The sequence below is a fragment of the Kitasatospora atroaurantiaca genome (genome assembly GCF_007828955.1).
In the GTDB taxonomy this organism is placed as follows: Bacteria; Actinomycetota; Actinomycetes; order Streptomycetales; family Streptomycetaceae; genus Kitasatospora; species Kitasatospora atroaurantiaca.
Window position 1 is genome coordinate 3,115,176 of sequence record NZ_VIVR01000001.1, and the last position, 13,327, is coordinate 3,128,502.

The following is a 13,327-nucleotide window of genomic DNA, read 5'->3' on the forward strand; positions in this document are numbered from 1 at the left end:
GAGGCGTGAGCCTGCCGAATTACTCGGCGGCCGCGTCCTCGGCGGCGGGAGCCGGCGTACCGGCACCGCCCTGCTCGACCTTGTCGCGAAGCGCGTCCACGGTGCGGACGAGCTTCGAGGGCAGGGCCTGGAAGAGCGCAGCAGCCTGGGACTGCTTGGCCTTCATGGCGCCGGCCAGCTTGGCGAGCAGCACCTCGCGGGACTCGAGGTCCGCGAGCTTCTTGATCTCATCGGCGGACAGCGCCTTACCGTCAAGGACACCGCCCTTGATGATGAGAGCGGGGTTGTCCTTGGCGAAGTCACGCAGAGCCTTCGCCGACTCCACCGGGTCACCGGTGACGAAGGCGACAGCCGTCGGACCCGCGAACAGGTCGTCCAGCTCGGTGATCCCGGCCTCGTTGGCAGCGATCTTGGTCAGCGTGTTCTTCACCACGGCGTACTCGGCGTTCTCACCGAGCGAGCGACGCAGGGTCTTAACCTGCTTCACCGTGAGACCGCGGTACTCGGTCAGCAGCGCCGCGGAGGAGCCACGGAACTTGTCCGTGATCTCGGCGACGGCAGCAGCCTTGTCGGGCCTTGCCATAGGCTTACGCCTCCTTCCGTGATGTCGAAGTCAGGCCGACCTTTGAACAGTCGACCCATCCAACGCCTCGGACCAGCCGGCCGGATGAAGGCTCCTGTGGAACGTCTCGCAAAATGACGAGAGCCCCGGTGCGCAGGCGCACGGGGCTCTGATTAACCTCAACAGTCCCACGGCAAGGCCGTACGAACCGGAAGTCCAAGCTCCAAACAGTCCTGCGCGGGCCGTCTGCGGCAATTCGCAGATCCTTCGGCCGCCTCGCACCCTCACAGGCACAAGACGACGACCAGCGGTCTTTGGCAGCCACCACCGTACCCGGCCCGGGTCGAATCGACCAAATCGCCTCAGGCCCGGGCCTAGGGAGCCGGCGGCAGGCTGCGCGTCCCGACGTCGACGGTGTCGCTCTCGGCCGGTGCCTGCACCGAGAGCGCGCCGGCGAACTCGCCGTACACGACGGTGTCGTCCAGCCGGGCCCCCGCACCGGCGCCGGTGCGGCGGAGCTGGACCAGCTGGTCCTTGTCGTTCAGCCACAGGTCGAGCGTCAGCAGGCTCACCCCGCCCTTGCCGAGGGCGGCCTGCAGGGCCTGCCGCCGGGCGCCGGTCAGCTGGGTCTGCGCGGCGGCGTAGGCCTCGACGGTGACGTTCACCCGGTAGTGCTCGACCGTGCTCTCGTCGAGCTTCTCCTCCCCCACCAGGACGGGGGCGCCGGCCGCCACCGCGGCGGTGAGCGCCACCACCGGGTTCAGCCGGTCGACCAGCCCCGCGTACGGGACCTCGCGCTGGCCGTCGGCGCCGGGCGCGGTCGCGTACTTCTCCCAGTGCCGCCCGCCGAGGCGGGAGGCGGTGGCCAGGTCCCCGCCCCGGTAGGCGGTGGTGTCCAGCACGATCAGCTGCTCGGTGTCGTCCGGGCGCTTGAGCTGGAGGACGGTCTTGGGCGCCCAGAAGAGCATCCCCGTCGCGCTGTCCGTACCGAGGCGGTAGCTGAACTTGGCCCGGCGCGCGGTGTGCATCGCCAGCTGGGCCGAGAGGAGTACGCCGTGCGGCGAGCGGTCGGTGGGGGTGGCGAGGGCGGAGGGCGTGGCCGACGCGGGCGAGGGCTCGGGCTTGCCCCCCGAGCCGCTGCCGCACGCGACCGCACCGGCCAGCAGGAGGGCGGCCAGCGCTGCGGCTACTGCCCGCCGCTGCCGTACCGCCATTCCTGCCTCCTGTTACTCCTGCGCCCCGCTCACCCGACACCTTGTCATGCCGCCCGCCGCCCGCTCGGGTCGGCTCCGGTCAGCCGCTGATGTTGCCCAGGCCCTTGAGCATGTCGGCGAAGTCCAGGACGTCCGAGGCCGCCGGCGTCTTGACCGAGGCGGCGCTGCCGAGGTCGCTGTACCTGATGGTCACGGCCTCCTTGCTGCCGTTGCCCACGTTGTTGCTCTGCTGCTGGACCAGCTCGCCCTTGGCGTTGATCCAGAAGTCGGAGGTGACCGAGGAGCCGTCCTTCTTGAGCGTGTCGATGACCTGCTTCTTCTGGTCCGCAGAGAGGTTGGCCATCGCGCCGACCAGCGCGTCCACCGGCAGCTCGCTCCGGTAGTGCACGGCGTCGGCACCGCCGACCTTCTCCGCGCCGACCTTGCTGAGCTTGCCGCCCTGGGCGTTGGCGGCGAGCTGCACGGCGGGGTTGAAGGTCTGGAGCATGGTCGTCATCGAGCCGGCGTCCTCGCCGCCCGGCAACGCCTTGCCGCCCGCGCCCGCGGTGGCCTTCGGGTCCAGCTTCAGCCAGTGCTTGCCGCCGAAGGTGGCGGCCGTCTCGTCGTCCACCCCGATGTACATGACGTCACCGGTGAGCAGCATCTTGGCGGTCTGACCGTCGGTCTTGGTGGTCAGCTCGAAGGCCGCCGGCGCCTTCCAGCTGTACGAGCCGCTGCCGGTCTCGGTGTCCCCCGTGCCGGTCAGCACCAGCTTGGCGCTGCCGGCCTTCTCCATGACCGCGGCCGAGGCCAGCAGAGCGGCCTTCGGGCCGAGGTCCGCGGCCTGCTTGCCCCCGGCCCCGGCGCCCCCACCGGTGGCGGCCGAGGACGAGGCCGACGAAGAAGCCGACGACGTGGCGTCCTGGCCGGTGGTCTTGCTGCTGCTGCAAGCGCTCAGCCCGCCCACCAGCAGGGCCGAAACGGCAACGGCAGTGGCGATGCGAAGAGTACGCAAAGCAGTCCCCCCTCTTATCTGTTTCTCATCAGATTGCGAGCGGACTCTAACCGATGCGCACGAGAACGCGACAACGGGTTAGCGCGTGACCGGCTGCTTGGCCAGGTCCACCGTGTCGGCCGCCGGCGGGATCTGGACGGGGACGGAGAGGCCGAGCTGCGACAGCGAGGTGGTCACGGTGTCGGTCCCCGCGGTGCCCTGCACCGTCTCCACCGACTTCACCAGCTCGTTGGCGTCGTTGATCCAGAAGTCGAAGGTGATCGTCTGTGCGCCCTGGCCCTGGTAGTACGCCAGCGTCGCCGCCCGGTCGGCGTCCGACATGCCGGTGTCCGCCGCGCTGTAGTCGGTGACCGACGCCGTCGCCCGGTAGTGCGTGGCAGCGGCGGAGGCGACCGGTTCCTTGCCCACCAGGGTGAGCTGACCGACCTTCGCCATCAGCCGCAGCGGCCCGGAGGGGCCCTCGGTCAGGCTGGTCAGCCAGACCCCGGTGAGGGACTTGGGCCCTCCGGTCGAGGTGTCCCCGGAGTCCAGCGCCTCGGCCAGCTCGCGCGAGGCCTTCGCCCAGTGGCGGCCCTTGAACTCGGCGGGCAGCCAGTCGTACGAGGCGTAGTAGCTGCCGTCCACGACCCGCACCTCGCCCTTGCCCCGGTCCTGGGTGATGGCCAGGCCCGCCGAGCTGCGGTCCTCGCCCCATGCGGCCGCGCCGGTCACGGTGCTGTGGCCGTACTCGTGGTTCTGCTCGTCCACCTCCAGCCGGGCGCTGCCCGCCTTGTCGGTGACCTGGGCGGCGAGCTGCAGCGCCTCCTGGGGAGTCCGCTTCTGCGGGCCCTTCACCGCCGCCCCCGTTCCGGGTGAGCGGCTCGACTGCCCTCCTACGGTGCTGCACGCGGTCAGGCCGCCGAGTATCAGCAGGGCTGCGGCCAGGGCGGCGGCTCGCTCGGTGCGCACGGGCGTTCTCCGGTGGGATGGGGGCGGGAGGTGCGCAGAGCCTAGCCCACCGGGTACGCCGACGGGCCCGCACCCCCGGTGAGGGGGTACGGGCCCGTCGAACGAGTTGAGCTGCGCCCAGGACGCGGCTGCTCGGTCAGAGCACGAAGGCTCAGACGGCGGCCGGGTCCTCCTCGACGAGGAGGTTGCGGGTGCGGTTCGGGTCGACCTGGATGCCGGGGCCGATCGTGGTGGAGACCGCGGTCTTCTTGATGTAACGGCCCTTGGCGGCGGACGGCTTGGCCCGGAGGACCTCGTCCAGCGCGGCGGCGTAGTTCTCGACCAGCTGCTCGTCGGTGAAGGAGACCTTACCGATGATGAAGTGCAGGTTCGAGTGCTTGTCGACGCGGAACTCGATCTTGCCGCCCTTGATGTCGTTGACAGCCTTGGCGGTGTCGGGCGTCACGGTGCCGGTCTTCGGGTTCGGCATCAGACCACGGGGACCGAGCACGCGGCCGAGGCGGCCGACCTTGCCCATGAGGTCCGGGGTGGCGACGACGGCGTCGAAGTCCAGACGACCCTTGGCGACCTCGTCGATGAGCTCGTCGGCACCGACGATGTCGGCACCCGCAGCACGCGCGGCCTCGGCACGCTCGCCGGTCGCGAAGACCAGGACCCGAGCGGTCTTACCGGTGCCGTGCGGAAGGATCACGGTGCTGCGGACCATCTGGTCGGCCTTGCGCGGGTCGACACCCAGACGCATGGCAACCTCGACGGTCGCGTCGAACTTGCTGGTGGAGGTCTCCTTGGCGAGGCGGATGGCCTCGAGGGGAGCGTAGATACGGCTGCGGTCGACCTTGGCGTCCGCGGCCTTGAGAGCCTTGCTGCGCTTCACTGCTTTCTCCTGAAGGTTGGGCCCCTCCTGGCCGTTGCCGGGCAAGGAGGGCGGAGGAGTCGTGGTGTGTACGGGCCGCGCCGGCCCTACCACGGTGGACTAGGGAACTCAGCCCTCGACGGTGATGCCCATCGACCGGGCGGTGCCGGCGATGATCTTCGCCGCGGCGTCCAGGTCGTTGGCGTTCAGGTCGGGGAGCTTGGTCGTGGCGATCTCGCGGACCTGGGCGGCCGTGAGCTTGGCGACCTTGGTCTTGTGCGGCTCGGCCGAACCCTTGTCCACGCCCGCGGCCTTCAGGATGAGGCGCGCGGCCGGCGGCGTCTTCGTGATGAAGGTGAAGGAGCGGTCGTCGTAGACCGTGATCTCCACCGGCACGATCATGCCGCGCTGCGACTCGGTCGCAGCGTTGTAGGCCTTGCAGAACTCCATGATGTTGACGCCGTGCTGACCCAGCGCGGGGCCGACCGGCGGCGCGGGGTTGGCCGCACCAGCGTTGATCTGGAGCTTGATAAGCCCCGTGACCTTCTTCTTCTTGGGAGGCATTTCTCTCCGGGTCCTTCTGAGAGGTGATGTTCGACGTGTGTACGACCGGGGCGACACCCGGCCGGGTGTACACACATCGGACCAGGCTAACGCGGATGCGTCCCTGGACCAAAACGGGTTGTAGGGCGGAGCGACCGCTCCGCCCTACAACCCGAAGGCTTGTGTCAGTTCTTCTGGATCTGGTCGAAGGAGAGCTCGACCGGGGTCTCGCGGCCGAAGATCTCGACCAGGCCCTTGACCTTCTTCGAGTCCGGGTTGATCTCGTTGATGGTCGCCTGGAGGGTCGCGAACGGGCCGTCGGTGACGGTGACCGAGTCGCCGACCTCGAAGTCGAGCACCTGGATCTCGCTGGGCTTGATCGGCGAGGGCTTGCCGGCCTCCTTGGCCGCCTGGCGCTCCACGTCGGGGGCGAGCATCTTGACGACCTCGTCCAGGGTCAGCGGGTACGGGTCGTAGGCGTTGCCGACGAAGCCGGTGACACCCGGGGTGTTGCGGACGACGCCCCAGGACTCCGGGGTGAGGTCCATGCGCACCAGGACGTAACCGGGGAGCTTGTTCTGGCGGATCGTCTTGCGGTCGCCGTTCTTGATCTGGACGACCTCCTCCTGCGGCACCTCGGACTGGAAGATGTAGTCCTCGACGTTCAGGGAGACGGCGCGCTGCTCCAGGTTCTGCTTCACCCGGTTCTCGTAACCCGCGTAGGTGTGGATGACGTACCACTCGCCCGGCGCGGTGCGCAGCTTCTCGCGGAACTCGGCGACCGGGTCGACCTCGGCCTCTTCGGCCTCTTCGGCGGCCTCGGCCGGGAAGACCTCGTCCTCGGTCACCTCGTGCATCGCGGCCGACTCGGCGGCCACGCCGGCCTCGGACTCGTCCGCAGCCTCGACCTCGTCCACGTCTGCGTCCGCCGCGTCGAGGATCTGCTCGGCAGTCTCGGCGTCAGCAGCCTCAGCCGCGTCCAGCTCGGCGGCGACATCCGCCTCGCGGACGGTCTCGTCGGCGTCGTACAGGGGGGACTCAGACACGGTGGCTGCTTCTTTCCTGGGATGTGGAGATTGAACGGCTCCGGGCCACCCGGCGCCCTCGCGGGCACGTGTGGGAAAAGACTCGGATACCTCAACAGTACCGAGTCAACGGTAGCGGGCTCGTCCGGTCTGCGCCGACAGCTCGACCCGGGGCGATCCCTTCAACGTTCGAGAGGGTCCGGCCCGGGTCGGGGAGTGCTGCTGGGGAGGTGGCGGCTCAGCCGAAGATCCACAGACTGAGCTTGGAGAAGCCGTAGTCGAGGCTGGCCACCACGCCCATGATCACGACGACGAAGACCACGACGACGCTGGTGTACTGCATCAGGTCGTGGCGGCTCGGCCAGACGACCTTGCGCAGCTCGGCGATGATCTGGCGGTAGAACAGCGCGGCACGGGCGAAGACGCCCTTCTTGGCGCGCTTGCCCGACTTCTTCCCGTCGCCGCCCGCGGACCTGTTGGCGCGCTTGCGGTCGCGACGCGAGAGCGTCTCCTCGCCGTTGACAGGCGTGGTTGCGTCCGCCGCGCCGTCGGCACCCTCGGGGTTGCCGCTCTCAGGCGTTGCGGTGGAGCCCGTGGTCTCCGTCACTCGTCCTCACCTGAATCCGGGTCCTGCCGAGCGTCGTACGTGCCGTGAAGCACGAGCGATCCGGCGAAAGCAGTGCTGTTGGGGCCCTCTCCGCGTCAAGCCCGCTCGCTCTGCGGAGCGAACGGGCTCGGTACGGATCAAGCAGCAGGGCAAGAGGGACTTGAACCCCCAACCGCCGGTTTTGGAGACCGGTGCTCTACCAATTGAGCTATTGCCCTACGGAGACCTCGCGGCTCCGGAGTTGACCCCCAACCTACCGCATCCGGGCCGCTGCGTGATGTACGCGTCGGTGGAGCCGCATTTCGGGAGCCATCGAGCAGTGAGTGTACGTGTTCTTGCGCGTTTGGTCGAACCTCATTCACCGAAGACCCATCAGTTACCGCCGACACGCGTACGCATCGTGGACCGAGCGGTACGCATGTTGAAACCGCCGTGCCCGGGCACCGCCGTCTCTGCGACGATGCAGGCATGAGCGCTTCCACCCCCGCCAGCACCAGTCCCGCTGACCGCCGCGTCTCCGCCCGGATCGGCGCCATCGCCGAGTCCGCCACCCTCGCCGTCGATGCCAAGGCCAAGGCCCTCAAGGCGGCCGGCCGCCCGGTGATCGGCTTCGGCGCGGGCGAGCCGGACTTCCCGACCCCCGGCTACATCGTCGACGCCGCCGTCGCCGCCTGCCAGGACCCGGCCAACCACCGCTACACCCCGGCCGGCGGCCTGCCCGCACTGAAGGCCGCGATCGCCGCCAAGACGCTGCGCGACTCCGGCTACCAGGTGGACGCCTCCCAGGTGCTCGTCACCAACGGCGGCAAGCAGGCCATCTACGAGGCCTTCGCCGCGATCCTCGACCCGGGCGACGAGGTCATCGTCCCGGCCCCGTACTGGACCACCTACCCCGAGTCGATCCAGCTCGCGGGCGGTGTCCCGGTCGAGGTGGTCGCCGACGAGACCACCGGCTACAAGGTCTCGGTCGAGCAGCTGGAGGCGGCCCGGACCGCGAACACCAAGGTCGTGCTGTTCGTCTCCCCGTCCAACCCGACCGGCGCCGTCTACACCCGCGCCGAGGCCGAGGCGATCGGCCGCTGGGCGCTGGAGCACGGCCTGTGGGTGCTCACCGACGAGATCTACGAGCACCTGGTCTACGGCGACGCGGAGTTCACCTCGCTGCCGGCCCTGCTGCCCGAGCTGGCCGACAAGTGCATCGTGGTCAACGGCGTCGCCAAGACCTACGCGATGACCGGCTGGCGGGTCGGGTGGCTGATCGGCCCCGCGGACGTGGTGAAGGCCGCGACCAACCTGCAGTCGCACGCCACCTCCAACGTGAGCAACGTGGCCCAGGTCGCCGCGCTGGCCGCCGTCTCGGGCGACCTCTCGGCCGTGGACGAGATGAAGACCGCGTTCGACCGCCGCCGCAAGACCATCGTGCGGATGCTCAACGAGATCGAGGGCGTGCTCTGCCCCGAGCCCGAGGGCGCGTTCTACGCCTACCCCTCCGTGAAGGGCCTGCTGGGCAAGGAGATCCGCGGCAAGCGGCCGCAGACCTCCGCCGAGCTCGCCACCCTGATCCTGGACGAGGCCGAGGTCGCGGTCGTCCCCGGCGAGGCCTTCGGCACCCCGGGCTACCTGCGGCTCTCGTACGCGCTCGGCGACACCGACCTGGTCGAGGGCGTCGGCCGCCTGCAGAAGCTGCTGGGCGAGGCCCGCGCCTGACGACCACCCGGCTCATCCGGCTCACCCCGTGAGCTTGACCGCCCTCTTCATCCCTTCGGGGGACTTGAAGAGGGCGGTTCCCGTTCGGGCCCCTGATACGGCAGGATCGGTGAATGGATCGCCTGCGTGATGTTCGGGACCTCCCGAAGGCCCACCTGCACCTGCACTTCACCGGCTCGATGCGGCCGGCCACCCTGCTGGAGCTGGCCGCCAAGCACCGCGTCCGGCTGCCCGAGGCGCTGAGCTCGGGCGAGCCGCAGCACCTCCGCGCAACGGACGAGCGCGGCTGGTTCCGCTTCCAGCGGCTGTACGACACCGCGCGCTCGGTGCTCCGCGACGAGGAGGACATCCGGCGGCTGGTCCGGGAGACCGCCGAGGACGAGCGGCGGGACGGCTCGCACTGGCTGGAGATCCAGGTCGACCCGACCTCGTACGCGCCCCGCCTGGGCGGGCTGATCCCGGCGCTGGAGCTCATTCTGGACGCGGTGCGGGAGGCCTCGGAGGCCACCGGGGTCGGGATCCGGGTGCTGGTCGCGGCCAACCGGATGAAGTCACCGATGGACGCCCGGACACTGGCCCGCCTGGCCGTCCGGTACGCCGACCAGGGCGTGGTCGGCTTCGGGCTCTCCAACGACGAACGGCGCGGCCTCGCACGGGACTTCGACCGGGCCTTCGCTATCGCCCGCAAGGGCGGCCTGCTGGCCGCCCCGCACGGCGGGGAGCTGGCCGGGCCCGAGTCCGTCCGGGACTGCCTGGACGACCTGGGGGCCGGCCGGATCGGCCACGGCGTACGGGCGGCGGAGGACCCCCGGCTGATGCAGCGGCTGGCGGACCGTCAGATCACCTGCGAGGTCTGCCCGGCCTCCAACGTCTCGCTCGGCGTCTACGAGCGGGCCGGCGAAGTGCCGCTGCGGACGCTCTTCGACGCGGGCGTGCCGCTCGCCCTGGGCGCGGACGACCCGCTGCTGTTCGGCTCCCGGCTCGCCGCCCAGTACGAGCTCGCCCGCGACGTCCACGGCTTCTCCGACGCCGAACTCGCCGAGCTGGCCCGGCAGTCGGTCCGGGGCTCGCGGGCGCCCGAGGACGTCCAGAAGCTCCTCCTCGCGGACATCGACGCCTGGCTCACCGACAGCTGAGGCGAACCTGACGGGGCGCGGGGAACTGCGCGACCAGGGCACCACGTCCGTGCACGGTTGCGCGCGCAGTTCCCCGCGCCCCTGCTGTGGTTGCCCTAGAGCTGTACGCCGACCGTCACAGGCTCGTTGACCAGCTCGACGCCGAACGCGTCCTTGACGCCGTCCCGGATCTCGCGGGCCAGGGCGAGGAGGTCCGCCGTCGTGGCGCCGCCCCGGTTGGTGAGGGCCAGCGTGTGCTTGGTGGAGAGGGTGGCCGGGCCGCTGCCGTAGCCCTTGCCGAAGCCGGCCTGGTCGATCAGCCAGGCCGCCGAAGTCTTGGTGCACCCGTCCGGCGCGGGATAGGCGGGGGCGGTGCGCCCGTCCAGACGGGCCAGGAAGGCCTCGTACTGCTCGGCCGTGAGGATCGGGTTGGTGAAGAAGGAGCCCGCCGACCAGGTGTCGTGGTCGGCCGGGTCGAGCACCATGCCCTTGCCCGCCCGCAGCCCCAGCACCGTCTCGTACGCCGTCTGCAGGTCGACCCGCTGCTCGGCCTCGACGCCGAGCTTCCGGGCCACCTCGGCGTACTTCACCGGGGAGGACTGCCCGGCGGCGTCCTCCAGCTCGAATCGGACCCGCAGCACCACATAGCGGTCCGGGGCGCCCTTGAAGCGGCTGTGACGGTAGGAGAACGCGCACTCCGCATTGGTCAGGGTGACGGTCTCGCGCGCCTCGCGGTCGTACGCGACGACCTCGGTGATGGTGCTCGCGACCTCCTGGCCGTACGCGCCGACGTTCTGCACGGGCGTGGCCCCGGCCGAGCCGGGAATGCCGGCCAGGAACTCGATCCCGGCCAGGCCCTTGCCGACCGTCCGGGCCACGGCCTCGGCCCAGACCTCGCCCGCGGCGAGCTCCAGGGTGGTGCCGTCCAGCTCGAAGCCGGTGGTGGCGATCCGCAGCACCGTCCCGTCGAAGCCGGCGTCCCCGATCACCAGGTTGGAGCCTCCGCCGATCACCAGCAGCGGCTCGCCGGCCTGGTCCGCCTCGCGGACGGTGGCGACGACCTCGGCGTCCGTGGTCGCGGTGACCAGCCGGCGGGCCGGGCCGCCGAGCCGGAGCGTGGTCAGCGGGGCGAGGGGGGCGTCGTGTTCTACGTGCACGCGCTCCAGCCTACGGGGTGCGCTGCCGTTGCTCCTCGATACGGCGATCGGCCTCGGCCCAGCCGGGCGGGGCGCCGGCGGGCGCCTCCCAGGTGGTGAAGACCGTGGCGGCCACGACCGGGCGCAGCGACTTCATCACCGTCCGGTGCGGCTCCGCCATGACGTACGCGTTGATCGCCTCACGGCTCTCCCAGGCCGAGAGCGTCCAGAAGGTGCCCCGCAGCGGCGAGGTCCGCAGCGTGGCGCCGAGGGCACCGGGGGACTTGCGGGCCTGCTGGAAGGCGCGCAGCGAGGCGAGCAGGAATCCCGGCACGTGGCGCAGGCTGCGCACCTGCAACTCCGAGGCCAGTACGGTGACTTCCGCCTGGTCGGTTCCGGCGGCGGGGCCAGCGGCCCAGGGCAGTGTGAGCATGTCCGTTCCTCTCGGATTAGTAATTGGTCACTAACTTCACTGCTCATGACGAAGCCCACGGCCCCGCGCCCTCAGGCGTCGAAGCGCAGCCCCGCCCAGCTCTCGTCCTCGGCCGGCACGCCGATGGCGAGCAGGGTGTTGATCAGCATTCCGCTGCCGAAGAAGCGGCTCATCTCCTCGTCGGTGGCCCCCGTGGTGCCGCGGACCACGCTCCACAGCTCGGCCCAGCGCCGCCGGACCCGCCCGGCCAGCTCCGCGTCCTCGCCGGAGGCCGCGGCGACGTACACCTGCATCTGCATCAGCAGCACGTCCCGGTCCGCCACCAGCTCGGAGTACGCCCGCGCCATCGCGTCGAGCGCCTCCTCGCCGCGCAGCCCCTCGGCGGCCTCGGTGAAGACCTGGACCGTCCGGTCGAAGCAACGGTCCGCGGCGGCCGCGAAGAGCGCCTGCTTCCCGGGGAACAGCCGGAACAGGTACGGCTGCGAGACCCCGACCCGGCGGGCGATGGCCTCCGTCGAGGTGCCGTGATAGCCGCCCCTGGCGAACTCCACCACGGCGGCCCGCAGCACGCTCTCCCGCCGTTCCTCGGCGCTCATCCTTGCCATGGGCTCCAAGTTAGTGGCCAATCACTACCTTCGCAAGCCCTCCGGAACCCGGGAAGGAAAATCCTCCCCGGGCCCTGGCGGCTCAGGCCAGCCGGACGACGGCGCGGGACATCCCGAGCACCTTCTGGCCGCCACTGGTGGCGACCAGGTCGACCCGGACCTTCCGGTCCTCCAGCAGGGCGCCGACCTTGCCCGTGACCTCGATCACGGCACCGACGCCGTCGTTGGGCACCGGGACCGGCTTGGTGAAGCGCACGCCGTACTCGACCACCGCGCCCGGGTCGCCGACCCAGTCGGTGACCACCCGGACGGCCTCGGCCATGGTGAACATGCCATGCGCGATGACGTCGGGCAGGCCGACCTCCAGCGCGAACTTCTCGTTCCAGTGGATCGGGTTGAAGTCACCGGAGGCACCCGCGTACTGCACGAGTGTGGCGCGAGTCACCGGGAACGACTGGGCCGGCAGCTCGGTGCCGACCTCGACCTCGTCGAAACTGATCGCCATCGCTCTACTCCCCCGCCTCGTCGGCCGCGCGGGCCACCAGCGTCATGACGGACGTCACCACGTGCTCGCCGCTCTGGTCGTGCACCTCGCCGCGGACCGTGAGGACGTCGTTGCCCGCCAGCGACTTGATGTTGTCGATGCTGACGGTCACCGCGAGCCGGTCACCGGCCTGCACCGGGCGGGTGTAGACGAACTTCTGGTCGCCGTGCACGACGCGGGTGAAGTCCAGGCCCAGCTCGGGGTCGGCCACGACCTGGCCGGCGGCCTGATACGTGATCACGAACGGGAAGGTCGGCGGGGCGATCACATCCGGGTACCCGAGCGCCTTGGCGGCCTCCTGGTCGGCGTACGCCGGGTTGGCGTCACCGACGGCGACGGCGAACTCGCGGATCTTCTCGCGGCCGACCTCGTACGGCGCGGTGGGCGGGTACGTCCGCCCGATGAACGAGGGGTCGAGCGGCATGGGCAACTCCTCTGACGGTTTGTCATACAAAAACAGCTCCAGGCCGCACCCCACAAGGGGGTACGGCCTGGAGCCAAAGCCTGATTCACACAGGCCCGGCGACACCTTGCGGGGTCAGCGGGTCTCGCGGTGCGCAGTGTGCGAGTTGCAGCGGGGGCAGTGCTTCTTCATCTCAAGACGGTCCGGGTCGTTACGCCGGTTCTTCTTGGTGATGTAGTTCCGCTCCTTGCACTCCACGCAGGCCAGCGTGATCTTCGGGCGGACGTCGGTGGCAGCCACGGGAGTGCCTTCCTGGACAAATGAATAAGAACACAACAAGAGTAGCCGATCGGGAGTTCGATCTCCCGACCGACTACGCGGGGTAGCGGTGACCGGACTTGAACCGGTGACACAGCGATTATGAGCCGCTTGCTCTACCAACTGAGCTACACCGCTTTGATGATCCACACTCACACCGAGGTGCGAGCCTTCTCACCAGAGCCCCCATGCGGAATCGAACCGCAGACCTTCTCCTTACCATGGAGACGCTCTACCGACTGAGCTATAGGGGCGAACGAGGAAGAGATTACACGTTTCCTCGCCAGAGGTGAAATCCGTATCCGACACGGAAGATCGCA

16 protein-coding genes and 3 tRNA genes are annotated in these 13,327 nt (G+C 69.9%); 2 read left to right on the plus strand and 17 right to left on the minus strand.

What is annotated here, in order from left to right:
* Positions 1 to 19: 19 nt before the first annotated feature.
* The 9 genes from rplJ to FB465_RS14330 form a co-directional block, all read right to left on the minus strand.
* Complete coding sequence (gene rplJ, locus FB465_RS14290; RefSeq protein WP_145790837.1) at positions 20 to 583, minus strand: 50S ribosomal protein L10; 564 nt, start codon at positions 581 to 583, stop codon at positions 20 to 22.
* Positions 584 to 936: 353 nt separating this feature from the next.
* Complete coding sequence (locus tag FB465_RS14295; RefSeq protein ID WP_145790839.1) at positions 937 to 1,776, minus strand: SCO4651 family lipoprotein; 840 nt, start codon at positions 1,774 to 1,776, stop codon at positions 937 to 939.
* A gap of 79 nt (positions 1,777 to 1,855) precedes the next feature.
* Positions 1,856 to 2,770 carry an SCO4651 family lipoprotein gene (locus FB465_RS14300; RefSeq protein WP_145790841.1) on the minus strand — a complete coding sequence of 305 codons (915 nt, stop codon included), beginning with the start codon at positions 2,768 to 2,770 and terminating at the stop codon, positions 1,856 to 1,858.
* Between the two features lie 78 nt (positions 2,771 to 2,848).
* Positions 2,849 to 3,718 carry an SCO4651 family lipoprotein gene (locus FB465_RS35800; protein ID WP_170290582.1) on the minus strand — a complete coding sequence of 290 codons (870 nt, stop codon included), beginning with the start codon at positions 3,716 to 3,718 and terminating at the stop codon, positions 2,849 to 2,851.
* Positions 3,719 to 3,869: 151 nt separating this feature from the next.
* Positions 3,870 to 4,592 (minus strand): 50S ribosomal protein L1, encoded by a 723-nt coding sequence (gene rplA / locus FB465_RS14310; protein ID WP_145790843.1) that lies wholly within the window; start codon positions 4,590 to 4,592, stop codon positions 3,870 to 3,872.
* Between the two features lie 108 nt (positions 4,593 to 4,700).
* A complete protein-coding gene (rplK, locus tag FB465_RS14315; protein ID WP_145790845.1) occupies positions 4,701 to 5,135 on the minus strand; it encodes a 50S ribosomal protein L11 in 435 nt (144 codons plus the stop codon).
* A gap of 164 nt (positions 5,136 to 5,299) precedes the next feature.
* Positions 5,300 to 6,160, minus strand: a complete 861-nt coding sequence (gene nusG, locus FB465_RS14320; protein ID WP_145790847.1) for a transcription termination/antitermination protein NusG — start codon at positions 6,158 to 6,160, stop codon at positions 5,300 to 5,302.
* Between the two features lie 217 nt (positions 6,161 to 6,377).
* A complete protein-coding gene (gene secE, locus FB465_RS14325; protein ID WP_145790849.1) occupies positions 6,378 to 6,746 on the minus strand; it encodes a preprotein translocase subunit SecE in 369 nt (122 codons plus the stop codon).
* A 145-nt stretch (positions 6,747 to 6,891) separates the two neighbouring features.
* Positions 6,892 to 6,964: transfer RNA gene (locus tag FB465_RS14330), tRNA-Trp, on the minus strand.
* 250 nt (positions 6,965 to 7,214) lie between these two features.
* On the opposite strand from FB465_RS14330, the gene FB465_RS14335 reads away from it, so the two are divergent.
* Positions 7,215 to 8,453 carry a pyridoxal phosphate-dependent aminotransferase gene (locus FB465_RS14335; protein WP_145790851.1) on the plus strand — a complete coding sequence of 413 codons (1,239 nt, stop codon included), beginning with the start codon at positions 7,215 to 7,217 and terminating at the stop codon, positions 8,451 to 8,453.
* 113 nt (positions 8,454 to 8,566) lie between these two features.
* Entirely contained in the window at positions 8,567 to 9,589 is a 1,023-nt protein-coding gene (locus FB465_RS14340) for an adenosine deaminase (protein ID WP_145790853.1), read from the plus strand.
* 95 nt (positions 9,590 to 9,684) lie between these two features.
* On the opposite strand, the gene FB465_RS14345 is transcribed toward FB465_RS14340, so the two are convergent.
* The 8 genes from FB465_RS14345 to FB465_RS14380 form a co-directional block, all read right to left on the minus strand.
* Positions 9,685 to 10,725, minus strand: a complete 1,041-nt coding sequence (locus FB465_RS14345; protein ID WP_145790854.1) for a UDP-N-acetylmuramate dehydrogenase — start codon at positions 10,723 to 10,725, stop codon at positions 9,685 to 9,687.
* A gap of 10 nt (positions 10,726 to 10,735) precedes the next feature.
* Complete coding sequence (locus tag FB465_RS14350) at positions 10,736 to 11,137, minus strand: DUF3291 domain-containing protein (protein WP_145790856.1); 402 nt, start codon at positions 11,135 to 11,137, stop codon at positions 10,736 to 10,738.
* Positions 11,138 to 11,208: 71 nt separating this feature from the next.
* The gene (locus FB465_RS14355; RefSeq protein ID WP_211785780.1) at positions 11,209 to 11,742 is read right to left on the minus strand and encodes a TetR/AcrR family transcriptional regulator; all 534 of its coding nucleotides are present in this window, start codon (positions 11,740 to 11,742) and stop codon (positions 11,209 to 11,211) included.
* Positions 11,743 to 11,824: 82 nt separating this feature from the next.
* A complete protein-coding gene (locus FB465_RS14360; RefSeq protein ID WP_145790858.1) occupies positions 11,825 to 12,247 on the minus strand; it encodes a MaoC family dehydratase in 423 nt (140 codons plus the stop codon).
* 4 nt (positions 12,248 to 12,251) lie between these two features.
* Positions 12,252 to 12,710: a MaoC family dehydratase N-terminal domain-containing protein gene (locus tag FB465_RS14365; RefSeq protein WP_145790860.1), complete on the minus strand. Its 459-nt coding sequence runs from the start codon at positions 12,708 to 12,710 to the stop codon at positions 12,252 to 12,254.
* A gap of 114 nt (positions 12,711 to 12,824) precedes the next feature.
* Positions 12,825 to 12,989 carry a 50S ribosomal protein L33 gene (gene rpmG / locus FB465_RS14370; RefSeq protein ID WP_006604855.1) on the minus strand — a complete coding sequence of 55 codons (165 nt, stop codon included), beginning with the start codon at positions 12,987 to 12,989 and terminating at the stop codon, positions 12,825 to 12,827.
* 83 nt (positions 12,990 to 13,072) lie between these two features.
* Positions 13,073 to 13,145 (minus strand) — tRNA-Met (locus FB465_RS14375).
* Positions 13,146 to 13,188: 43 nt separating this feature from the next.
* Positions 13,189 to 13,261 (minus strand) — tRNA-Thr (locus FB465_RS14380).
* Positions 13,262 to 13,327 lie beyond the last annotated feature (66 nt).

Coding starts and splice junctions, on each gene's coding strand:
- FB465_RS14340 (WP_145790853.1), top strand. CDS start 8,567: ATGGATCGCCTGCGTGATGTTCGGGACCTCCCGAAGGCCCACCTGCAC.
- FB465_RS14360 (WP_145790858.1), bottom strand. CDS start 12,247: ATGGCGATCAGTTTCGACGAGGTCGAGGTCGGCACCGAGCTGCCGGCC.
- FB465_RS14335 (WP_145790851.1), top strand. CDS start 7,215: ATGAGCGCTTCCACCCCCGCCAGCACCAGTCCCGCTGACCGCCGCGTC.
- FB465_RS14350 (WP_145790856.1), bottom strand. CDS start 11,137: ATGCTCACACTGCCCTGGGCCGCTGGCCCCGCCGCCGGAACCGACCAG.
- rplJ (WP_145790837.1), bottom strand. CDS start 583: ATGGCAAGGCCCGACAAGGCTGCTGCCGTCGCCGAGATCACGGACAAG.
- rplK (WP_145790845.1), bottom strand. CDS start 5,135: ATGCCTCCCAAGAAGAAGAAGGTCACGGGGCTTATCAAGCTCCAGATC.
- FB465_RS14365 (WP_145790860.1), bottom strand. CDS start 12,710: ATGCCGCTCGACCCCTCGTTCATCGGGCGGACGTACCCGCCCACCGCG.
- FB465_RS14355 (WP_211785780.1), bottom strand. CDS start 11,742: ATGGCAAGGATGAGCGCCGAGGAACGGCGGGAGAGCGTGCTGCGGGCC.
- FB465_RS14295 (WP_145790839.1), bottom strand. CDS start 1,776: ATGGCGGTACGGCAGCGGCGGGCAGTAGCCGCAGCGCTGGCCGCCCTC.